This is a genomic window from Anaerobutyricum hallii DSM 3353 (genome assembly GCF_000173975.1).
GTDB lineage: Bacteria > Bacillota > Clostridia > Lachnospirales > Lachnospiraceae > Anaerobutyricum > Anaerobutyricum hallii.
Genome location: NZ_ACEP01000089.1, coordinates 1 through 21,475 on the forward strand (window position 1 = coordinate 1; position 21,475 = coordinate 21,475).

At 37.4% G+C, this 21,475-nt stretch carries 21 protein-coding genes; 7 read left to right on the forward strand and 14 right to left on the reverse strand.

Annotated features, from left to right (window positions below):
- The 4 genes from xdh to ssnA all read right to left on the reverse strand — a co-directional run.
- On the reverse strand, window positions 1-2,592 hold a 2,592-nt coding region (xdh, locus tag EUBHAL_RS08795), incomplete at its 3' end, for a selenium-dependent xanthine dehydrogenase (protein ID WP_005348178.1).
- Window positions 2,593-2,607: 15 nt separating this feature from the next.
- Window positions 2,608-3,147, reverse strand: a complete 540-nt coding sequence (locus EUBHAL_RS08800) for a 4Fe-4S binding protein (protein ID WP_005348180.1) — start codon at window positions 3,145-3,147, stop codon at window positions 2,608-2,610.
- Between the two features lie 13 nt (window positions 3,148-3,160).
- Complete coding sequence (ygfK, locus tag EUBHAL_RS08805) at window positions 3,161-6,151, reverse strand: putative selenate reductase subunit YgfK (RefSeq protein WP_005348182.1); 2,991 nt, start codon at window positions 6,149-6,151, stop codon at window positions 3,161-3,163.
- A gap of 29 nt (window positions 6,152-6,180) precedes the next feature.
- Complete coding sequence (ssnA, locus tag EUBHAL_RS08810; protein WP_005348184.1) at window positions 6,181-7,521, reverse strand: putative aminohydrolase SsnA; 1,341 nt, start codon at window positions 7,519-7,521, stop codon at window positions 6,181-6,183.
- A 164-nt stretch (window positions 7,522-7,685) separates the two neighbouring features.
- Here ssnA and EUBHAL_RS08815 point away from each other — a divergent pair, with 164 nt between their 5' ends.
- Window positions 7,686-8,339 carry a helix-turn-helix transcriptional regulator gene (locus tag EUBHAL_RS08815; protein WP_005348191.1) on the forward strand — a complete coding sequence of 218 codons (654 nt, stop codon included), beginning with the start codon at window positions 7,686-7,688 and terminating at the stop codon, window positions 8,337-8,339.
- A gap of 60 nt (window positions 8,340-8,399) precedes the next feature.
- Here the strand turns inward: EUBHAL_RS08815 and EUBHAL_RS08820 are convergent, their stop codons facing one another.
- From EUBHAL_RS08820 to EUBHAL_RS08855, 8 genes are all read right to left on the reverse strand, one after another.
- Window positions 8,400-9,767 (reverse strand): uracil-xanthine permease family protein, encoded by a 1,368-nt coding sequence (locus tag EUBHAL_RS08820; RefSeq protein WP_005348193.1) that lies wholly within the window; start codon window positions 9,765-9,767, stop codon window positions 8,400-8,402.
- 426 nt (window positions 9,768-10,193) lie between these two features.
- Window positions 10,194-10,760, reverse strand: a complete 567-nt coding sequence (locus EUBHAL_RS08825; RefSeq protein WP_005348201.1) for a glycerol-3-phosphate responsive antiterminator — start codon at window positions 10,758-10,760, stop codon at window positions 10,194-10,196.
- Window positions 10,757-12,277: an FGGY-family carbohydrate kinase gene (locus EUBHAL_RS08830; RefSeq protein ID WP_005348202.1), complete on the reverse strand. Its 1,521-nt coding sequence runs from the start codon at window positions 12,275-12,277 to the stop codon at window positions 10,757-10,759. Before EUBHAL_RS08830 ends, EUBHAL_RS08825 begins: the two co-directional genes overlap by 4 nt.
- A 28-nt stretch (window positions 12,278-12,305) precedes the next feature.
- Complete coding sequence (locus tag EUBHAL_RS08835) at window positions 12,306-13,190, reverse strand: class II fructose-bisphosphate aldolase (RefSeq protein ID WP_005348203.1); 885 nt, start codon at window positions 13,188-13,190, stop codon at window positions 12,306-12,308.
- 109 nt (window positions 13,191-13,299) lie between these two features.
- On the reverse strand, window positions 13,300-14,061 hold the full coding sequence (locus EUBHAL_RS08840) for an SDR family NAD(P)-dependent oxidoreductase (protein ID WP_005348204.1): 762 nt from the start codon (window positions 14,059-14,061) through the stop codon (window positions 13,300-13,302).
- 260 nt (window positions 14,062-14,321) lie between these two features.
- Window positions 14,322-15,536 carry a Tm-1-like ATP-binding domain-containing protein gene (locus EUBHAL_RS08845; RefSeq protein ID WP_005348207.1) on the reverse strand — a complete coding sequence of 405 codons (1,215 nt, stop codon included), beginning with the start codon at window positions 15,534-15,536 and terminating at the stop codon, window positions 14,322-14,324.
- Window positions 15,537-15,732: 196 nt separating this feature from the next.
- The gene (locus tag EUBHAL_RS08850; protein ID WP_005348209.1) at window positions 15,733-16,533 is read right to left on the reverse strand and encodes an MBL fold metallo-hydrolase; all 801 of its coding nucleotides are present in this window, start codon (window positions 16,531-16,533) and stop codon (window positions 15,733-15,735) included.
- A gap of 460 nt (window positions 16,534-16,993) precedes the next feature.
- Window positions 16,994-17,257, reverse strand: coding sequence for a helix-turn-helix transcriptional regulator (locus EUBHAL_RS08855; RefSeq protein WP_005348212.1), 264 nt, complete (start codon window positions 17,255-17,257; stop codon window positions 16,994-16,996).
- Between the two features lie 122 nt (window positions 17,258-17,379).
- On the opposite strand from EUBHAL_RS08855, the gene EUBHAL_RS16020 reads away from it, so the two are divergent.
- From EUBHAL_RS16020 to EUBHAL_RS08885, 6 genes are all read left to right on the forward strand, one after another.
- Complete coding sequence (locus tag EUBHAL_RS16020) at window positions 17,380-17,832, forward strand: helix-turn-helix domain-containing protein (RefSeq protein WP_005348215.1); 453 nt, start codon at window positions 17,380-17,382, stop codon at window positions 17,830-17,832.
- Window positions 17,833-17,919: 87 nt separating this feature from the next.
- Entirely contained in the window at window positions 17,920-18,072 is a 153-nt protein-coding gene (locus EUBHAL_RS08865; protein ID WP_242648771.1) for a type II toxin-antitoxin system RelE family toxin, read from the forward strand.
- 22 nt (window positions 18,073-18,094) lie between these two features.
- Window positions 18,095-18,319 carry a hypothetical protein gene (locus tag EUBHAL_RS08870; protein WP_022170425.1) on the forward strand — a complete coding sequence of 75 codons (225 nt, stop codon included), beginning with the start codon at window positions 18,095-18,097 and terminating at the stop codon, window positions 18,317-18,319.
- Window positions 18,320-18,507: 188 nt separating this feature from the next.
- Entirely contained in the window at window positions 18,508-18,657 is a 150-nt protein-coding gene (locus EUBHAL_RS16205) for a hypothetical protein (protein ID WP_005348226.1), read from the forward strand.
- A 360-nt stretch (window positions 18,658-19,017) separates the two neighbouring features.
- Window positions 19,018-19,170 (forward strand): hypothetical protein, encoded by a 153-nt coding sequence (locus EUBHAL_RS16210; RefSeq protein WP_005348232.1) that lies wholly within the window; start codon window positions 19,018-19,020, stop codon window positions 19,168-19,170.
- A 150-nt stretch (window positions 19,171-19,320) separates the two neighbouring features.
- Window positions 19,321-20,313: an SNIPE associated domain-containing protein gene (locus EUBHAL_RS08885; protein ID WP_005348234.1), complete on the forward strand. Its 993-nt coding sequence runs from the start codon at window positions 19,321-19,323 to the stop codon at window positions 20,311-20,313.
- Window positions 20,314-20,385: 72 nt separating this feature from the next.
- Here the strand turns inward: EUBHAL_RS08885 and EUBHAL_RS16215 are convergent, their stop codons facing one another.
- Together EUBHAL_RS16215 and EUBHAL_RS08890 are read right to left on the reverse strand one after the other, a co-directional pair.
- A complete protein-coding gene (locus EUBHAL_RS16215) occupies window positions 20,386-20,676 on the reverse strand; it encodes a hypothetical protein (RefSeq protein ID WP_005348237.1) in 291 nt (96 codons plus the stop codon).
- A gap of 54 nt (window positions 20,677-20,730) precedes the next feature.
- A complete protein-coding gene (locus EUBHAL_RS08890) occupies window positions 20,731-21,444 on the reverse strand; it encodes a type I restriction endonuclease (RefSeq protein ID WP_022170422.1) in 714 nt (237 codons plus the stop codon).
- Window positions 21,445-21,475: the final 31 nt, after the last annotated feature.

Below are 21,475 nucleotides of genomic sequence, written 5' to 3' on the forward strand. Positions count from 1 at the left end.
AATTACTCTTCTTTCTTTTGGACGATAGAAAGTATCCTCTAATGGTAATTTTGTTCTAAATTTGCCATCAAGGGCATAATAAGCTCCCTGTACAGCAGGGGCAGTAGGAATTGTTGCAATCTCGCCAATTCCCTTTGCACCATAGGCAACATCTAATAACTTCTCTTTTTCTACATAGATAGCATGAATATTTGGAATCTGTGTAGAACGGAGTAAGCCAAGTGTTCCGTAAGTTACTTGAGGAACGCAGTCTTTAAGTGGCCAGTCTTCGGTTAAAGCATAGCCCATTCCCATGAGTACGCCTCCCTCAATCTGTCCCTGAATAGAGGTTGGATTCACTACCTTTCCAGAGTCGTGTGCCGCATACACTTCGGTTACTTTTCCTTTTTTATCAAGGATAACAACATGTGTCGCAAATCCATATGCGATATGGCTCTTTGGATATGGCACATTTGCACCAAGTTTATCGGTTGGCTCATAATATTCATAGAAATAATTCTTGCCGTTTAATTTCTCTAAGTCATTATCGACTTCTTTCATTGCATCGGCAAGCTTCACTGCCGCTCCTCTTACTGCTTCACCAGTAAGAAGAGTCTGTCTTGAACCAGAAGTTGTACCGGAATCTGGTGCATTCTCTGTATTGCAAACAGCGTTGCGGATTTTTGAAAGTGGAAGTCCGGTTGCCTGTGCCACATCCTGACAAAATACAGTAGCACATCCCTGTCCGATATCAGAGGCAGCCGCATAAATCACGCAGACACCATCTTCAATCACAAGGTTGCATCTTCCTTTATCCGGAAGCCCTACGCCTACACCGGCATTCTTCATAGAACAGGCGATTCCTGCATGGTCTTTATTAGCTTCGTACACATCTTTTACAGCCTCTAATGTCTCTTTTAAGGCAGTAGAACAGTCAGCAATCTGTCCGTTTGGAAGAACCTTTCCTGGCTCAATCGCGTTACGGTATCGGATCTCCCACGGAGAGATGCCTACCTGTTCTGCAAGAAGGTTAATAATGGACTCTAACGCGAACTCACTCTGACATACTCCAAATCCACGGAACGCTCCGGCTGGCGGATTGTTCGTATAATATCCAAATCCTCGGATATCTGTATTCTGGTAACAGTATGGCCCTACGGAGTGCGTGCAGGCTCTTTCAAGAACCGGTCCACACAGGGAAGCATAAGCTCCTGTATCAAAATAAATCTCACAGTCAAGGCCGGTAAAAATACCATTTTCATCACAGCCAAGAGTGAAGGTTCCTTCCATTGCATGGCGTTTCGGGTGGAAGAATAGAGACTCCTGTCTTGTGAACTTGGCCTTGACCGGACGCTGGTATTTATATGCTGCAAGTGCAGTTAAATGCTGTACGGTAACGTCTTCTTTTCCACCGAAGCCACCACCGATAAGCTGATTTTCTACTACAATCTTTTCCGGATCCCAGCCAAACATAATGGATACTTCTTTTCTTGTATCAAATGCTCCCTGATCCGTACTTAATATTTTAATTCCATCTTTATATGGGAAAGAAACCGCACATTCTGGTTCAAGAAATGCGTGTTCTGTAAATGGTGTTGTAAATGAACGGGTTACTTTATAGGCTGCCTTCTCTAAAGCAGTTTTGGCATCTCCTCTTGTAACGTGACGCTGCTGGCATAAGTTTCCACTTGAATGAATCTGTGGGGCATCCTCTGCCATCGCCTCATGGACATTGCGGATCGGCTCCAGCTTTTCGTAATCTACTTTTACAAGCTTCTTTGCCTTTTCAAGGATTTCTTCAGTCTCTGCTACAACAACACAGATGGTATCCCCAATCATTCTTGTAATATCGCCTTCAGCGATCATAACATCCCAGTCCTGCTGAATATGTCCCACTTTATTATTTGGCACATCTTTTGCTGTGAGTACACCAAGCACACCTGGAAGTGCCTCTGCTTTTGACGCATCAATCTTTAACACTCTTGCACGAGGGTATTTGCTGCGTACTGCAGATAAATGTACCATACCATCCATAACAATATCGTCTGGATATTTGCCGTATCCAAGCACTTTCTTTCGCACATCGACACGGAATGCTCTCTGTCCGACACCGTACTGTTCTCCTCTTTCAAGGTCATAGTCAATCTCTGCATCTCCTCGAAGAATTGCTGCGGTAAGCTGAATTCCCTCGATAATCTTTTTATAACCGGTACAGCGGCAGATATTACCTCTTAATGCGTATTTAATTTCTTCTTCTGTTGGGTCTGGATTCTGATCAATAAGTGCTTTTCCTGCCATAACCATTCCCGGAATGCAGAAACCACACTGTACAGAACCTTTCGAACCAAATGCATAGACAAATGCATCCTGCTCTCTTTCTGTCAGTCCCTCTACCGTTACAATGTTTCTTCCCACAGATTTATCTGTCGTTAAAACGCAGGCTTTTACTGCAACCCCGTCAACAATAATCGTACAGGTTCCGCAGGCACCTTCACTACATCCATCTTTTACGGAAAATAAATGAAGGTCATCTCTAAGATAGCGAAGAAGAGACTTTTTTTCTGTTGTTGTCCGGCGCATTCCATTGACAGTAAAACAATATTCTGTTGCCATAGTTCTCCTCCTCTCTTATCTTATGGATAAAATACCATTTTTATCGTGAATAACACCCCGTGGACATTTGACGGCACACATACCACAGGCGATGCATTTTTCCTGACAAATGACAGCGTGGTTATCCACAACTTTGATTGCCTTACATGGACAGTATTTCTCACAGATTCTGCATCCAATACAGCTTACTGCACATCCCTGAATCGCTTTTGGGCCTTTGTCAAGGTTAGCACACTGTGGCTGAATGGTATTTTCTGTTGGAACTACCTGAATCAGATGCTGTGGGCAGGCTTTTGCACAAAGCCCACATCCCACACATTTTTCCTCATCAATCTTCGCAATTCCTCTTTCACCGATTGACACTGCGTGTAACCGACACGCTTCCACACAGCTTCCTCCACCGAGGCATCCATAAGAGCATATGTTAATACCTTCTGAATACTGTGTTAATATTTCCTGACAGTTACCTGTGACAGTAACCTGTTCAAATCCTTCTTTTCTGGTTGGTCTGCCGTTACAATGGATTACGGCAACTTTCTTTCTTCTAACAGCCATAATACTCGCCTGACTATTTCATCAGATAGGAATAATCCTTCTGAATTGTCTCGATGACCGCTGCTGCATCTGCGGAAATAGTACGGATGCCATTGATGTCCGTTTTTTCTACTTTATCATCAAGACGAAGATGGATTTCTCCGTTTTCTTCACAGTAGAATCCTTCATTTTCGCTGTTTGTGAAATCTTCTTCACTCCAGAATAATGTAAATTTATCTTTGTAAGGTCTTCCAGCGTATGGACAGAATACAGCACAGTTACCACATTCATTACACATACCATCTACATGGATAACCTGTTCCTGACATTTACCAGCAACTTTAATTGCAACGTTTGCTCTGTTTGGACATACATCTGCACATGTCTCACATACAGTAGAACATCCAAGACATCTCTTATCTGGCATCTCTGTAAGGTCAGGACTCTGGTATCCCTTCTTGGCGATGTATTTTGCTGAATCTTCTGCCACATTCGCTTCTGCATATTTTTCGTAGGAAATACCTGCAATGGCTGCGGCAGCTTTCGATGCATCTGCGATTGCTTCTACAACAGTAGCTGGTCCTCTTCTGGAATCACCTGCTGCGTAAACGCCTTCTACACTTGTCATCATGTTTGCATCTACAACCGGGCGGCCCTTGCGGTCAAGTTCCACACCCATATCTTCATATAATGTACCGTCGATATTTTCTCCAACAGCTGCAATTACAGTATCTGCTGGAACATATTCTACTTTTCCTGTGTCAACTGGTGCTCTTCTTCCAGACTCATCTGCCTCACCAAGTTCCATTACAGAACATTTAAGCTGTCCATTCTCCACACCAATCGGTGCAAGAAGTTCCATGAACTGTACGCCATCCTCGATAGCTTCTCTTAATTCTTCTTCGTCTGCAGGCATATATCTCTTTGTTCTTCTGTAAACAAGACGTACATTTTCTACACCTTTTACGCGAATCGCTGCTCTTGCAACGTCCATTGCTGTGTTTCCACCACCAAGAACAACAACATTTTTACCAAGAACAACTTCAATTTTTTCATTCTTTGCATCTGCTAAGAACTCTACTGCATCAAATGCGCCGCCGTACTGAAGATGTGCGTTACCAGGTTTCCATGCACCGATGGCAACGATAACATCTGTATATCCTTCTTCTTTAAGTGCTTTAATAGAAGCAACTTCTTTACCCGTTACAAACTCTGCACCGTATGCTTTACAAAGTGCAACATCTTTCTCAATGTCTTCTCTCTTAATTCGGAAGTCTGGAATAACATTTCTTACAACACCACCGAGATTTTCAGACTTTTCAAATACAGTAACAGGGACACCTGCTCTTGAAAGGAACATTGCTGCAGATAGACCTGCAGGACCACCACCAATAACAGCAACCTTCTTATCTGTTCTTGCTTCCGGTTTTGCAATATTCTTAAGAACTGTTTCATAGGCGGCATCCGCTGCTGCATATTTTGTCTCACGGATATGTAATGTTTCTTCGTAATAGTTACGCATACATTTATCTCCACAGTGATGTGGACAGATAGTTCCTGTGATAAATGGTAATGCATTTCTTTCTAAAATGATATCTAATGCCTTTGTTGCATCGCCCTCTGTCATTGCCTCAAGGTAAGCTGGGATATCCTGTGCAATCGGACAGCCATTACGGCAAGGAGCTGTGAAACAGTCAAACAGTGGAAGTTCTTTTTCCATATGTCTTTCTGGTAAAGGTTTTACTGGTTTCTTATATAATTCATCGCTTGTAACAGCGTCATCTAACGCTGCGATTGCTTTTGTATCTGTTCCGTGGAATCTCTCTGTACCGCATTCCATGAACTTCTCGCTAATCTGGCTTAATCTTTCATATCCACCTGGTTTTAAGATATTTGTTGCCATTGTGATTGGCCAGATACCTGCGTCAAACATTTCACGGATATTGTAGATTGTTGCTCCACCAGAATAAGAAATACGAAGCTTGCCGTCAAACTGTTCGGATAACAGTTTTGCAAGATGAATACTTAATGGGAACAGGGAGCGTCCGGACATATACATCTCTTCGCTAGGTAATTCTTTTGCAGCAACGTCAACAGGGAATGTGTTTGTCAGTTTTACACCAAACTCTAATCCCTTTTCTTTTGTTAATGCCATTAATCTTTCTAACATTGGAATCGCATCATCCCACTGTAAGTCTTCTACAAAATGATGGTCATCAAATGCAACATAATCAAATCCAAGCTCGTCTAATCTCTTTCTTGCATATTCATATCCAAGAAGAGTTGGGTTACATTTGATAAATGTATGAAGATGTTTCTCTGTAATAAGATAAGTAGCAATTCTTTCGATTTCATCCGGAGGGCAGCCATGAAGAGTAGATTCTGTGATGGAACTGGAAATGTTAGAGCTGATAGACTTAATATAGTCTGCATCTACATTTTCAAAAGAATCTACATTCTCTAATGCCCAGTTGATACACTCTTTAAATACTTCTGTATCTTTTGCCTCGATCATATCATCAATGAATGTATTTACCTTTTCGGACTTAATTCCTTCTAAGTCATATCCAACAGACATGTTAAATACGAATCCGTCTGGATTGCCAAGTCCTAATTCTTTGGCAAGAATCTTACATACAACCCATGCTTTTACATACTCAGCGTATGCCTGTGAAACATATAACTCCGTAGACCATTCACAGTTATAGCACTCATCTCCTGCTGTAATACATGGTTTTGCAACGCAGGCAGAAAGTTCTGCACCATCCATTACCTGTACAGTCTTTAATTCAAAGAATCTGGAACCAGCTACATAAGAAGCAATGATGTTTTGTGCTAACTGTGTATTTGGACCTGCTGCTGGTCCGAATGGAGATTCAATCTTTTCCTCATAAATAGGAAGTACCTGTCCGCTTGTGTAATGTACAAGCTTATCAATACCAAAAATACTTCCTTTCTTTTTGTATTCGCTTAATGCCCAGTTCATAAGATGTCCAATAGACATCGGTCTCATAATATCGCTCATAGTACTCTCCTCTTTATTATCATTTTATTTTAGTAAGTTCTGTGATTTAATTCCCCCCAGAGCTTCTTACTCTGTTCCATTGTCCACGCATTGATTGCATCTTCATCAATGTTTACAAATTCACGGTCTTTATAAAGTACTTTTCCGTTAATTACAGTTGTTCTACAGTTTTTACCCATCATTCCGAAAATCATATGCCCATCAATGTTTTCGTCTGAAAATGGAGTAAATGGTTTGTAATCCATAACAATAACGTCTGCTGCTGCACCCTCTTTTAAAATACCCAGAGGCTGATTGAAGTATTTCTCTGCGATGATACGGTTGTTCTCGAACTGCATCTTCACATCTTCACACCATGCAACATTAGGCATTGCCTGCTGATGTCTCTGGATAATTAAAAATACCTTCATGCTCTCTAACATATCATGCGTATACGCATCCGTTCCCATACCAACAGTGATACCCTTTTCCATCATCTTAAGAACTGGTGCACATCCTACAGCATTACCCATATTAGATTCTGGATTGTTTACAACCATAGTTCCTGTCTCTTTGATGATATCCATCTCGGCAGGACTTACATGGATACAATGTCCTAACATGGTCTTTTCTCCAAGTAATCCGTTATATAACAGTCTGTTTACTGGACGGCATCCGTAGTTGCGAATACTATCGTATACATCATTCATTCCCTCTGCAACGTGAATATGGAAACCTGTCATTCCATCATTTGCTTCTACCATTTTTTCGAAGGTCTTATCAGAAATTGTAAATAAGGCATGTCCACCAAACATAGCTTTTACCATATCATCATCTGCTTCTTTTGCCCATTTTGCAAAATCAGCGTTCTCTTTGATACTCTGTAAAGTTTTCTCCTCGCCATCTCTTTCAGAAACCTCATAGCAAAGACAGGAACGGATACCTAATTCTTTTACAACATCTTTAATGGCAAATAAGGAACCTGAAATTTCACCAAAACTTGCATGATGATCAAAAATAGTAGTCACACCATTTCTGATACAGTCTAGAACAGTTGCATATGCACAGGCTTTTGTTCCATCTAAAGTAAGATGTCTGTCAATTGCCCACCATGTTCCATCTAATACTTCAAGGAAGTTTGTTGGATTGTTGCCAGCAATAGATAAGCCTCTTGCAAGACCAGAGTAGATATGTGTGTGCGCATTGATAAGACCTGGCATGATCACGCCGCCCTTTGCATCTACAAATTCCGCTTCCGGATACTTTGCTTTCATTTCTGTCAAAGATCCTACTTCTTTTATCTTTTCTCCAGAAATAACAACCGCTCCATCTTCTAAATACGGATTTTCCTGATCGCGTGTAATTACTCTTCCATTTCCTATTAATAACATTTAGCTGTCCTCCTAAATTTTTTTTAGATTAGAAATTGAATTTATTTTTTTTAACTGATATAATGAAATATACTATTTAAATTCTTTTGATTTTGTCTGCTTTATCCTGTGATAACGGACTTAAATAGTTATAAAATATTCCATTTAGAAAGGTTTTATTGATTATGAAAAAATCTCTTATTGAATTTTACACAAGGCTTGCTCATGGTCTGGCTGTACAGTTCGGCTCTAACTGTGAAGTTGTTGTACATGACCTGCAGGGAAAAGACATAGAACACTCCATCATCGCCATTGAGAATGGCCACGTAACTGGACGAAGAATCGGTGATGGACCTTCTCAGATTGTTCTGGAATCTCTTCATAATAGTGAGCAAAACTTAAAACAGGAAGATAAGCTCGCTTATCTCACAAAGACAAAAAACGGGAAAATTCTAAAATCAAGTACGATTTTTATTCGTGATGACTCCGATAAAATTATTGGAATTTTCGGAATCAATTACGACATTTCCTTAATGCTTGCTATGGAAAAAGAGCTTTCTTCCTTCACTGGTACTATTGAAGAAGATACTACCAAAGAACCTATTGCTGTAAATATCGGCGATTTATTAGATGAATTAATCACACAGAGTGTACAGCATATCGGTAAGCCGGTTACCTTAATGTCTAAGGAAGATAAGGTACAGGTTGTCCGTCTTTTAAATGAAGCCGGCGCTTTCCTGATCACCAAATCCGGACCAAAGGTCTGCCAATTCTTAGGAATCTCCAAATACACTCTGTATAGTTACTTAGATGAAATAAAATCGAAAAATACAATCTAATATATTTATAATCTTCCAGAATCATCATTATTGAAATTATATGATTCTGGAAAGATTACTTTATTCTTTCGTTTCTTCTGTAGTTTCTGCTGCTGTCTCTTCTTTCGGAAGAATCAAATTTAATAAAATAGCCATGATTGTAGCAACTACTACAGAGGAAGAACCAAAGATACTGTTAATCCATCCCGGAAGTCCAGGGCCTGATAAACAATCCGCAACCTGTGTAATTCCGACACCTAAAGCTACAGACATACCAACTACCGTTGTCTTTCTTGCTGTCAATCCATCTTTTGTAAACATACGAACACCAGTCATGGCAATCTGTGCAAATACAGATAATGTTGCACCACCGATAACACTCTGTGGAATTGTTGTTAATGCTGCTGAGAATACAGGAATAAATCCTGCAATCATAAGAATGACTGCTGCCACTAAAAATACGATTCTATTTATAACCTTATTTACTGTGACAATTCCTACATTCTGACTGTATGTCGCAGTTGGAAGCCCTCCAAAAAATGCTCCAAAAATACTCATAACTCCCTGCGTAAGAATACCACCCTGTAACTCACGATTGGTTGGAACTCTATCCATACCACCCATTGTTGTGGAAGTTAAATCACCGATTGTCTGTACAGAGTTTACAATATAAACAATGGCAAGTGATATACATGCAGATGGTACAAACTTAATCTGGAAGTGCATGAACTGTGGCACAGCCACAATTGCTGTCGTATTAGTAACACTGGAGAAATCTACCATTCCAAATGCCAAAGCAAGTAAATATCCTGCAATCATTCCGAAAAATAATGACCCTAATTTAAAAATTCCCTTTGTAAAATTACTTAAAATAAGAACAATTCCAAATGTACAAAGAGCAACAACCCAATTCTTCATACTTCCAAATTCTTTTGATCCGGCTCCCCCAGCCATGTATTTTATCGCAGTTGGATAAAGAGAAAGACCAATTGTAAAAATTACAGTTCCAGTAACAACATCCGGAAATAATTTTCTAATCTCTTTTACAAAAATTCCAAAGATAATTGCAACGATACCGCCGATAATTTCAGCACCAAGTATCGTTCCCATATCAAATTCACCACCAATAGCTTGAAGTGTCGGAACGTAAGCAAAACTAGTTCCCATGATCACAGGCAACCCTGCCCCCAATCGATTAAAAATCGGGAATAACTGTAGTAATGTTGCAATGGCAGTAAGGAGCAACGCTGCCTGAATCATCATCGTTTTCTCACTCTCTGTCAACCCACATACTCCTGCAATGATAATGGATGGTGTAATTACACCAACAACCGCTGCTAGTACATGCTGCAGAGATAATGGTACAAGTAAGGATGGCTTTGGAACCGATCCTTTAAACTCGTACAATGTACTCGTGTCAGCTTCTCTTGTTAGTTTTTTTTCACTCATAATATCCTCCTAACATAAATTATTTTTATTACTAAATAATTTTTATTAGGTTTATTATAACTCTTCATACTATTTATTGCAAGTTTTTTATTATTTTTGTCAATATTTAATTAATTTTGTCAATTATTTTGTGCATATTGCTTAATTTTATTTTATTTTTTTTGCGCACTCACCTAACTTTTTTTATGTGATTTTTCTATCATTCTAGAAAAAATTGAAAATTATCAGTTCGAAAAACGCTTTTCTTAATATCTTATTGATATTATAATTTCAACAGGATGCTTCTGCAAATTCTTCCTTAGAAGAACTCGTAAAAATCAGGTAAATAACGGTTTTTGCAAGAAAAGAAGGAGTTTTTGATATTTCAAAAACTCCTTCTTTTCCTGTTATTTAAAATAGTATGGAAATGTTTTCATTGTTTTCTAATTATTCTATGTAACTCCACAATTTCTTAGTGCTTGTCATAACTCCGTCAAAGCCCGCTTTCTGACATATCTTTATTCGTTCTTCTGAATTTATAAATCCACCGGCGAAAAACTTACCTGTAAATATTTCTTTAAACATTGGAAGAAATTCTACCGCATGAGAATATGGCCGAAGTTCTACTGCCGTAAAATTGACTCCTTTTAGTGAACGTAGTGCCATTTCTACAGAATGAGAATCAATCAGGGAAATACGAAAAATAGTTTCCAGTCCCATATGCTGCATCTGATTTAACTTTGAAACACTAGACCCTATCACACCATCTACTTTATACAGCTTTTTTAACATTTCAAAAGCAATTCTGTCATTACCAAGTCCTCCAATCAATTCATGATTTACAATAACTTTCTGTCCATTTCTATGACAGTTCTCTGTGAGTTGTTTTAAATTTCCAATATGTGCATTCGATAACAATACCTCTCTGCATTCTGACTCCAGCGTATATTTTAAATATTTCACATCACGGATAGATGGTACAACTAAAAACCCCTGTTTCTCCAACTTTATCATCCTTTCGATTTTTCATCCCAGTATGTTTTCATAATTTCATTTAATCGACACCACTCTTTATATCTCTTCTCATAAATAGGGAAAGTGCTATCATCCGGCAATACCGGTTCTTTTACTTTTACAGCTTTTTCAAATGCATCCTCATAGTCTTTATACACTCCTGCCCCAATACCTGCTGCGATTGCTACACCCTGTGCTCCCGTTTCTTCACAATCTACACCAACAATTGGAACCTGTAAAACATTTGCAAATATCTGATTCCATACATGGCTTTTTGCTGTTCCACCAGTTAATCGGATCTCCTTTACTGGAAGCCCTGCATTTCTTAAAAAATCAATATGATGTTTATGGATAAAAGCAACTCCTTCTGCAACAGAATAACAGATTTCTGCATAAGACGTACTCATATCAATGTTAAAGAAATTCGCTTTTGCATTCATGTGAATACTTGGCTGTGCAACAAAAGGACTAAAGAATACTTTTACCTTCTCAATTGGTACCATCTCAATAAGTTCATCAAGTACAGCATATTGAGACAAGTTTCTATCCTGCGCCTCAAGTTTTGCTGTTCCACCAAGAATTCTCGTAAACCATTCATAGTTAGAACCAGAAGCTCCGGTATAAGAACAGTTTAAATATTCTCCTTTTTTCAGATACGGCATATTGGACGATGCATTCGGGATGATTCGATCGGAATGTGTTTCATTGATACACCAGGAACCGGCAACGGCAGTATATACCTCCTCTCCCGTTGCTCCCGCACCAACCAGGCATGCTAGTATATCCATCATTCCGGCTGCAACAGGAGTTCCTTCTGCGAGTCCTGTAATTTCTGACGCTTCTTTTGTTACTGTTCCAACAATTTCTGTCGGCTCTGTCGCAAGTTTTGGCAATGCATCATATAATTCCGGAATTCCGTATAAATCCATCAGTTCTCTGGAATAATCCATCGTATTCATATCTACCATAAAGGCTCCGCCAAAACAATTTAAATCTGTAGCAAATACATTAGTAAGGCGATACATAATATAATCTTTAAACTGAAGGATTCCACCAATCTGATCATAAATCTCCCTGTAATTTTCCTTATACCAGCGAAGAATCGGGCCTGGTTCTCCCGCAAATAATGTACCTTTTACAATATCATTAATCTTTTCGTATGTTCCTTCTCTCTGATACATTTCAATAATACTGTTGGCACGATAATCCTGTGAAAAACAGCCTGGCGCAATGGCATATCCCTCTTTATCAAGGAAAACAACTCCATTACCAAAGGAAGTAACTCCGACACCGGCAATCTGCTCTGGTGCAACTGCTGCTTTCTCTACTGCCTCTTTTATACATACTGATATAAGATTCCACAACTCTGTAACATCGAATTCTTCAAAGCCTTCTCCCCTTCTTTTAAAATGCATACTCGGTGTTGCTGCTGTGGCAATCATCTTCCCATATAAATCAAAAATAACAACTTTACTTGATGTATTTCCCGCATCAATTCCCATTAAATATTTTTCCATGTGTAACCCTCCTGAAATTCCGTATATTTTAAGCTTTTCCTGCGGAACCTGTAAGCCGTATTTTTTCTTTTACTACCTTCTTTACCGCTTTAAGTGGTTCTCTGTTTGCATTGCTCATCCAGATTGCCATCGTTCCTGCTTTTTCAAGTTCTTCTTTCATTGTACCAAAATAAGCCGCCATCATTTCTGAATAGATATTAAGCTTGGTAACTCCGAGAGAAATCGCTTTTTTAATCTGATCATCTGGTGTTCCTGAACCTCCATGCACTACCATAGGAATATCTGAAATGCTATTTAATAATTCCAGTCTTTCAAAATCAAGTTTTGGTTCATGAACATAAACACCATGAGAAGTTCCAACAGCAACCGCCAGACAGTCCACTCCCGTTTCGGCAATAAACCTCTTCATCTCTTCTGGATTGGTCAGATAATCTTCTGGATTGTCGTAATTGCCGTCTTCCTTTATTACACCAGAAACAATGCCGTCTCCTACATGACCAAGCTCTGCCTCCACCGTTGCCCCATATTTGTGTGCATAGTCTGCTGCTTCTTTTGACAATCTGACATTTTCCTCAAAAGGATATTCAGAAGCATCATACATAACAGAAGTAAAGCCGGCATCCACACATCGTTTTAAGAAATTCATATCTCTCGCATGATCAAGATGAAGACATACAGGAACACTCGCTTTCTTCGCCAAATCTTTCAGGCTCTCTGTCCAGTAGGTAAGCATTTTTTCATTGCCCTGCTGTAAGTCTGGAGTCAGTCCCATAACAATAACCGGCGATTTCTCTTCTTCTGCCGCTTCTACGATAGCCATTGCCATCTCAATTGTGCTTGCATCAAATGCCCCTACCGCGTAATGTTCTTTTCTTGCCTTCTCAAGCATTTCTTTAATATTTACTAACGCCATATCATTCTTCCTTTCTATTAATACTTTTCATGATAATTTTTATAATTTTTCCTGTTTTTACCTGCATTTTCCTATTACTTGCTTATGCATACTTACTCATTCTTTCAATCTATCTCATCAACATACCGCCTGTTGCATCAAAGGTAATCCCCGTATAGTAATCCGCACATTTTGATGCTAAGAATACCGCTGCCTGTGCGACCTCCTCGGGCTCAGCTACCCTTCCAATTGGAATTCTTCCATTATAATAATCTGGCTTTGCCTTCAACGCTTCCTCTGTCATCGGTGTCCTCACCATTCCGGGGGCTACCATATTTACATTAATTCCATATTTTGCGACTTCTCTTGCAAGAGAAATACTAAAGCTTACAAGTCCTGCTTTTGATGCTGCATAATGTGCATGTCCTGTTGTTGATCCGTGAAATGCTGCCTGCGAAACAATGTTAACAATCTTTCCTTTCTGCTGAGCAGCTATCTTTTCCTGCACAAATTTCTGACACAGCAAATATGGTACTTCTAAATTCACACGAATCGTCCGCTCAAAATCTTCTGGCTTCATATCTACTACATATGCTGTCGGCCAGATTCCAGCATTATTAATCAAAACATCAATACTTCCCAAATCCTTTTTTATGACATCAAAGATGAAATCCACACTTGAAAGCTCTGAAAAATCCACACAATATCCCTGAATCCGCTCATCCTGATATTTTTCCCGAAGTTCCATCATTATCTCATGCACTTCCTTCTCTCTTCGTCCTGTAACGACTGGAATTCCTTCTTCCTGTGCAATAAGTTCTGCTATCGCCTTCCCAAGTCCTTTTGTGCTCCCTGTTACTAAAACTACCTTATCTTTTAAACCGTAATCCATTCTGTCACCCCTGTTTCACAAAAAACGGCTAAAGTCTTCTTTTTCTCAAATTTAAGAAAAGAAAACTTTAGCCGTAGTACTTAATCTTATACAACTTAATCTATTTTGTTCTGGAAAAATTATAACATATGCACAAAGAGACTGTCAATAAAATAAAAAGAATACATTAAGTTAACTATATTATACCAAAAATAATTCCTCATATGTTTAAAAAACACTTGGAAATATCCCTTTAGATTCTATCATTTTATCCGCAAAAACTATTTCTTCATTTCCATTAGTGCAACTAACTTCCTGGCAGCGAATATTGCAAATGCCTCATCATTAATATGTGCATCCACGTCAATGACTTCAACAAGAGGATTGTTTATCACTTTCTTTAATGTAATAAATAACGCCTGGTCTTCCCTCGGGCCATAGTATTCACTTCCCACTTTATCATTCATAGAAATTCCCTGAAGTGGAAGTAGCAATACCGCATTATTCTTACACTGATTCAGTTTCTCGCCAACTTTAATACCAAATGTAACATTTTCCTCTATATTACTCTTTACAACTGTGATAGCCGGATTATGCATATAGACAACTCTATCCTTATATTTTTCAGGGAGACTCTCTCTTTCACCAAATGTAATCATATCTGCAGCACCTACCGATACCACCTGCGGAACACCATTCAATGCAGCCGCATCTAAACGTCCTGTACCAGCTGCCATAATACCTCCGGCAATTTCATCAATCCATTCTGTTGTTGTCAGATCTAATACACCATCTACAATTCCACTGTTAATCAGAGATTCCATCATCTTTCCGCCAGTTCCCGATGCATGGAAAATAATCACCTCGTATCCTTCCTGCTCAAGATATTCTTTCGCACACATAACACATGGCGTCGTTACTCCGTACATCGTAGCTACGATCAATGGCTTTTTGACTGGAATATCTGTATTCTCATGTTCAACCATCCCAACAATAGCATGAACCGCATGTGTCAGTACCTGCGAGGAAATACGGTTAATTCCTGCTACATCCACAATGGAAGGCATCATCAAAATATCACTTGTTCCCACATATCTTGACACATCTCCAGATGCCATCGTTGATACCATGATTTTAGGAACACCTAATGGTAATAACCTCATACACGGAGTCACAAGAGAAGTTCCGCCTGTGCCACCCAAAGCAAGAACGGCATCAAACAGCTTCTCCGCATATAACTTTGGAATTAAGGCACAAAGCCCCTTAGACATCACTTCCATGGCATATCCCCGGTCTTTTTTCTCCTGCAATTCGGCAACGCTTCCTCCTCCCAAAACAGCAACCGAATCATGATTAATATCTGGTGAAAAAACCTCCTTATAAATGCCAGCATGAATCGTTAATGTTCGTAATCCCAGATTCTCTATTTTATTTTTTACATAGAGATATTCCTCTCCCTTTGTATCAAAAGTGCCAATTAACGCTATTGTCTTCATTTTTCCCTTCTCCAAGAAATCAACTTCTTTCCAAAAATTATCCTAAAATGTGTTTGAAATCTACTGGGGATATACAGATACCTTTTAATTTTTCAAACATACTTTATTTTATTATAATAAAATTACTCCACAATTACTGGGAATAATTCAGAGTAATATTAGGAGAAAAATGGTTTTGTAAATATTATATTTTTTATCATATATTAAAAACTTCGCCATCCTCCGGAACCCACACATTTCCCTTGTAAAATTGCTTTGCTTCCTCTGTATACCGCTCTTTTCGCTTTTTCCCGGTCTGGTCTTCAGTATGCCAGATTAACAGATTCTTTACCTTTAAATCCTGTGCAATCTTACTTGCCTCTTTTACCGTTTGATGTTGATATTGGTACGCATGAAACTTCGGTTCTTCATCAAATAAGCAGAAAGCTTCGGATAATAGCCAATCTACATTTTTACTATATTTTTTACCATTTTCTTTCAACGGCTCATCTCCAGCAAATACCAGTTTCTTTCCATTATCATACTCCATCAAAAAACCATATTGTTTCGCTTTTGTAGAACCAATATCAAAAAATGTAAAATCATAATTTAAAATATGTTTCCTTTCATGGTCTTTTACCAAAACAAACTTAATTCTTGTCTCCAAAAAAGCCTGGCTTCGTTTCTTAAGAATCATGCGGCACACATGTAATACCTTTCCCAATACTACATCGTTTCCGTAAAGATAAAAATCCCCCTCATATTCCTCCAGTTCTAACAACTCCGCAATCGTGCGAATTACCCATATCATCCCTAAAAAATGATCGGTATGTTCATGGGAAAGAAAGGCATAATGAAGCTTCTTCCAATTAAGATTCATAGTATCAAATGCCCGCAAGATGTCACTGCCCCCTGTCCCGTCCACAAGAAATAACTGATCATCTTCCTCAAAAACACAGGAGGTATTGATATATTTACTTACTGTTGCTGTTCCAGTGCCGATGATGTGCATTTTCATTGTAAAATCTCCTTTGTATTTTCTTTGATTAATACTTCCTTCTTTCCAGCGGATTCCCTTTCGGGTTTCTATGTAATCAGAGGGTTACAGGTCTCCGTTTCACTTCGGTCGTTGCAAAACGAGTGCCACTGGCACTCAGCAACCTCTGTTGAAAGACTAACCGCCTACCGTTATGATAACACTCATGTTCGGATTATAACATATATCCTTTATCGTCACAATATGTCATTTTAATCCCCATAACTTACATTATATTGTTACAAAAAAGAACACATACCATCTAGCATGAGTCCTTAAAAAAATCCTATCCCTTTCTATTTCACTTTCAGCCCTTTAAAAATCTTCGCATAAGTCTTCTTCACTTTCTTCGGCACCTTAATTACCATCTTTTTATTTACACCCTTAAATGCCTTCTTGCTGGCTGTTTTCTTGGTGAGTTTTGTTGTCTTGATCTTTACACTTAACTGCTCTTGCGTTCTGGTTTTTCTGTTCTTTTTTCGGTTAAACCGAAATCTAAAGATAAAAAAATAAGTCTATCATATGGCACGCCATATACAGATTCAATTTTTCTTAAAATCGGGATATCTGGATATGATTTTCCTCTTTCATAATTTCCTAATGTGTCTGTACTTACTCCAATTTTTTGTGCTGCCTCTGATTGTTTTAACCCATTCAATTCTCTGGCAAGTTCTAATGATACTCTCATTTCACTTGAAACTCCCATCTTATTTCTTCCTTTCTTATTTTGTATCTGTATTATAATTTGGTTTAACCGAATTTTTTTCGGTTTATCTTGATTTTTTTCGTTTTTACCGTATAATCAAATCAAACAAGGAGGAACACCAAATGAGTAATCTGGGAAATAAGCAAATAATGGCTAATAATATAAGGTATTATATGAATATTCACTCTGTATCTCAAACAGAAATATGTAATACATTAGGATTTAAAATGCCAACTTTCTCTGACTGGGTTAATGCTAAAACTTACCCACGAATTGATAAAATAGAATTAATGGCCAATTATTTTGGCGTAACAAAAGCTGATTTAGTAGAAGACCATTCTTCTCGTTCTCATCTGACTCAATGTCAAACTAAAGATGAAGAAACCTTAGTTCTCTCTTATAGGGAATTAAATGATATTAACAAAAAAAGTGTCGCATACACAAACAATCTCTTATCAACTCAACGTATGGAAGACGAACTCCGCACCGCTCACGCCCGCACTGATATAGAAGCAACTCCAGAAGGAATCCAAAGTGATTTAGATATTATGAATGATGATAGCTTATGGGATTAAGAAAGGAGAATTTTATTGTTTCAAATTATTTATGGTAAAAAGGCTATCAAATTTCTAAAGAAACAAGATAAGCCTACACAAAAATGTTTGATGACCGCCATCTCCAGATTACCATTAGAAGGTGATATAAAAAAGTTACAAGGAGCTTCTGGTTATCGCCTGCGTGTCGGTAATTTTCGAGTATTATTTGATGTAAATGGTGTTATCATTGATATTATTGATATTGGTAATCGTGGATAGATTTATAAAGGAGTGTGATTATATGTCTAATGTAAAAGAAAGAATCTTTGGTGCTGTTACTATCATGAGCGATGAAGATGCTGAGAAAGTCTGGAATTTAATTCAGGCAACATTTTTGCTTAACAATGTAGAAGAAGTTACTCCTGATCCAGATGAAATCGCTGCTCTTAATGCATATCATTCTGGTGACCCTGATTATCAGCCTGCAATGTCTCAGGAAGAAGTTTTAAAGGAACTAGGATTATAGCAAATCGCTACATGGGAAGGTGGTGTCTCACTTGACATATGAACAGCTTTTAGATGCTGCCGATCAGGAGGGTCTGGCAGTAAAAGAACAACCACTCTCTACTCATGATGGTCTGATTATTGGAAGTCACATAGCAATTTGAAAGTATATTACCTGCTTACAAATATGGTTGCAGGAACTTACATGAGATGGCAGAGCATCTCGATGTTACAGAAGAATTTTTAAAAGATGCACTGGATGCATATCTCTTAAAATATGGAAAATGTACTGTAGTAGATAATTACATGGTATTTTTTGAACCATTAGGAGTTGTAGATATGAATTATGGAATTGAATAAGCGATTAGAAAAACTAATAAAGGCACTCAAAATGAATCAAAAAGGACTGTTTCTCCTAAAACATGGGACGATATTGAAGAAGTTGAACCAAATGAAGTTGATTTAGCCATGTTAAAAGAAGTCGAAGAAAACTCCGATTGTCATGAATTTATTTCACAAGAAGAGGCTATGAAAGAATTAGGATTATAGTTTAAAATATTTAAATATCCTCATCAAAGCCAAGGGATAACCTTGGCTTCTTTTTTACGCTTAAATAAAAATGAGGACAATTCTCTATTTTTTAATATCTATATGCATTTTTTCGACATTTTTCCGCTTTTATTGTATAATTGAAAATGAAACATTTTAGTTTCAATTCATATGTTATTACGGAGGAAAGGTACCATGGGATTATCAGATATTTTTAATATCGGCAATATAAAGAAGGAGAATGAAGAACTAAAAGAAATGCTTACACCTGATATGAATGATGCCATTGATCTACAACATAAAATCAACGATTTTAATAAGTAACTTTCATCTCTTGAATCTGAACTCAATAAGAAAAAGCAGGAAATAGAAGCAAAATCTAAAGAATTAGATAAGATTTCAAAGGATATCATTACTTTTTCAGATGAAGTGCTAGTTCAGGAATATGGTCTTTATCAACCTCGATATAATTTTATGTCATCTGATGTTTATAAGGAACGCTTAACCACCATTCGAAATCAACAAAAACAAATGATAAAACAGGATATTGCTGCCTCTGGTAATACAGACTGGACGGTAAATAACAATAAAGCTAAAGGTCGTAAAATGGTTAATGACATGAAAAAATTATTACTACGAGCCTTTAACAGCGAATGCGATGAGACCATCGGAAAAGTAAAATATAATAATATAGAAACTTCCGTACGGAAAATCGTAAAAAGCGCCGAACAAATTCAAAAATTAGGAACCATCATGAGTGTATATATTAATCAATCCTATATAGATTTAAAAATAGTAGAATTATATCTGGCTTTTGAATACCAACAGAAAAAGCAACAGGAAAAAGAAGAACAACGTGAACTTCGTGCCCAGCAACGTGAAGAAGCAAAACTCAAAAAAGAAATTGAAGAAAAGCGAAAAAAAATTAAGAAAGAACAGACCCATTACCAGCAGGCACTTAAAAATCTTCTGTCCCAAATCAAAGAACATGGTGAGACCGAGGATTTGATCGCAAAAAAAGCGGAATTAGAAACTGAACTTTCCAATATTGATAAGTCCATAAAAGATATTGATTACAGAGAAGCAAACCAGAAAGCCGGATATGTATATGTTATTTCAAATGTAGGGTCTTTTGGTGAAAATATTTATAAAATAGGTATGACAAGAAGATTAGAACCGCAAGATAGAGTAGATAAGCTTGGAGATGCCTCTGTTCCGTTTAAATTCGATGTTCATGCCATGATATTCTCTGATAATGCTCCTGCTCTGGAGGCAGCTTTACATCGAGCTTTCGAAGACAGAAAGTTAAATATGGTTAATACCAGACGAGAATTTTTCTATGTAACACTCGATGAGATAAAGCAGGTTGTTAAGGAAAACTTTGATAAAACTGTGGAATTTATAGACTTCCCCGATGCTGAGCAATATAGGACATCTTTAAAGATGAGAGAACAATTGCTCGCATAATATTAAAAAAAGAGACCAGAGATGCCATATAATATCATCATTTATACTGTTCTCTTTTTATTTATAAAAATTTTATCTAACCAAATATCTGTTCAATACTTCTATAAGTTTATCCTTATATTTATACAAATCATTCAATGATTCGATGTAAAAACGAATAAATTTTTTATTTTCATCTGGAATCAATAATTGCTTTTTCCTTGTATCCAGATTAATTCTGCATATCTGCTTCCAACTATTATTCTTATAAAGTATCCCAAAATAACTCTCTGTGTCCTTATATTTGATATCTTCAATAGGCACAGTATCAGCTAACATACCACGAATAATATTAAAGGACTCAATTTCTGCCTCTGTTGTCACAATTTTAGATACTGGCTCTTCATTCCCCTGTTCTTCCGTATTTTCTGTTTCATCTTACATGGTATCAAAAACCTCATTTAATTTTTGATTTACGATATCATTTATAAAAGCTGAAAATGCTTTCCTAACCATAGGTTTGAATTTCTCAACCATATTTTTGTTTTTCTTACCAGTATATATGTCATTAAGTACAAATCGGACAAATTCATCTGATGGAGTATCAAACTCATCTTCGAAAACTTTTTTAATAAGAGTACTATATTTTAATTCTTCTGCAGCTTTGTATATATTAGATTTATCAAATGTCTCTTTTCTAAATTTCATTAATGCCTTTATTCCTGATTCATTTATATTTTCAAGATTCACCTCTACAAATGGTTCTAAATCCATGATATTATCTTTTTCAAGATCTGTATAGAATCTATAAACAATGCCATTTGTAAGTATTCCAAATTTAACTGGAGCTGCGGCAAAATATCTAAATAATTGACTTGCGTGCTTATCTAAATCTTCGTTACAGGATTTGCATTCTACAAATATGCATGGCTTTCCGTCTATAATAATCGCATAATCTACTTTTTCTCCCTTTTTAATGCCTACATCTGCTACATATTCTGGAAAAAATTCTGTAGGATTAAATACATCATACCCTAAAATCTGAAAAAATGGCATAATAAAAGAGGTTTTTGTTGCTTCCTCTGTAACTACTGAGTTTTTTAATGTCGATATTCTTTTTGACAACTGCTTAATTTGTTCATTGAAATCCATAATACTATTTTCTCCTAATTGTATAATTTTT

Coding starts and splice junctions, on each gene's coding strand:
- EUBHAL_RS08830 (WP_005348202.1), bottom strand. CDS start 12,277: ATGGAAAAATATTTAATGGGAATTGATGCGGGAAATACATCAAGTAAA.
- EUBHAL_RS08840 (WP_005348204.1), bottom strand. CDS start 14,061: ATGGATTACGGTTTAAAAGATAAGGTAGTTTTAGTAACAGGGAGCACA.
- EUBHAL_RS08855 (WP_005348212.1), bottom strand. CDS start 17,257: ATGGGAGTTTCAAGTGAAATGAGAGTATCATTAGAACTTGCCAGAGAA.
- EUBHAL_RS08850 (WP_005348209.1), bottom strand. CDS start 16,533: ATGAAAATGCACATCATCGGCACTGGAACAGCAACAGTAAGTAAATAT.
- EUBHAL_RS08820 (WP_005348193.1), bottom strand. CDS start 9,767: ATGAGTGAAAAAAAACTAACAAGAGAAGCTGACACGAGTACATTGTAC.
- EUBHAL_RS08890 (WP_022170422.1), bottom strand. CDS start 21,444: ATGGATTTCAATGAACAAATTAAGCAGTTGTCAAAAAGAATATCGACA.
- EUBHAL_RS08800 (WP_005348180.1), bottom strand. CDS start 3,147: ATGGCTGTTAGAAGAAAGAAAGTTGCCGTAATCCATTGTAACGGCAGA.
- EUBHAL_RS16205 (WP_005348226.1), top strand. CDS start 18,508: ATGGCAGAGCATCTCGATGTTACAGAAGAATTTTTAAAAGATGCACTG.
- EUBHAL_RS08870 (WP_022170425.1), top strand. CDS start 18,095: ATGTCTAATGTAAAAGAAAGAATCTTTGGTGCTGTTACTATCATGAGC.
- ygfK (WP_005348182.1), bottom strand. CDS start 6,151: ATGAGCGATATTATGAGACCGATGTCTATTGGACATCTTATGAACTGG.
- EUBHAL_RS08815 (WP_005348191.1), top strand. CDS start 7,686: ATGAAAAAATCTCTTATTGAATTTTACACAAGGCTTGCTCATGGTCTG.
- EUBHAL_RS08845 (WP_005348207.1), bottom strand. CDS start 15,536: ATGAAGACAATAGCGTTAATTGGCACTTTTGATACAAAGGGAGAGGAA.
- EUBHAL_RS16210 (WP_005348232.1), top strand. CDS start 19,018: ATGTTATTACGGAGGAAAGGTACCATGGGATTATCAGATATTTTTAAT.
- EUBHAL_RS08885 (WP_005348234.1), top strand. CDS start 19,321: ATGTCATCTGATGTTTATAAGGAACGCTTAACCACCATTCGAAATCAA.
- ssnA (WP_005348184.1), bottom strand. CDS start 7,521: ATGTTATTAATAGGAAATGGAAGAGTAATTACACGCGATCAGGAAAAT.
- EUBHAL_RS16020 (WP_005348215.1), top strand. CDS start 17,380: ATGAGTAATCTGGGAAATAAGCAAATAATGGCTAATAATATAAGGTAT.
- EUBHAL_RS08835 (WP_005348203.1), bottom strand. CDS start 13,190: ATGGCGTTAGTAAATATTAAAGAAATGCTTGAGAAGGCAAGAAAAGAA.
- EUBHAL_RS08825 (WP_005348201.1), bottom strand. CDS start 10,760: ATGATAAAGTTGGAGAAACAGGGGTTTTTAGTTGTACCATCTATCCGT.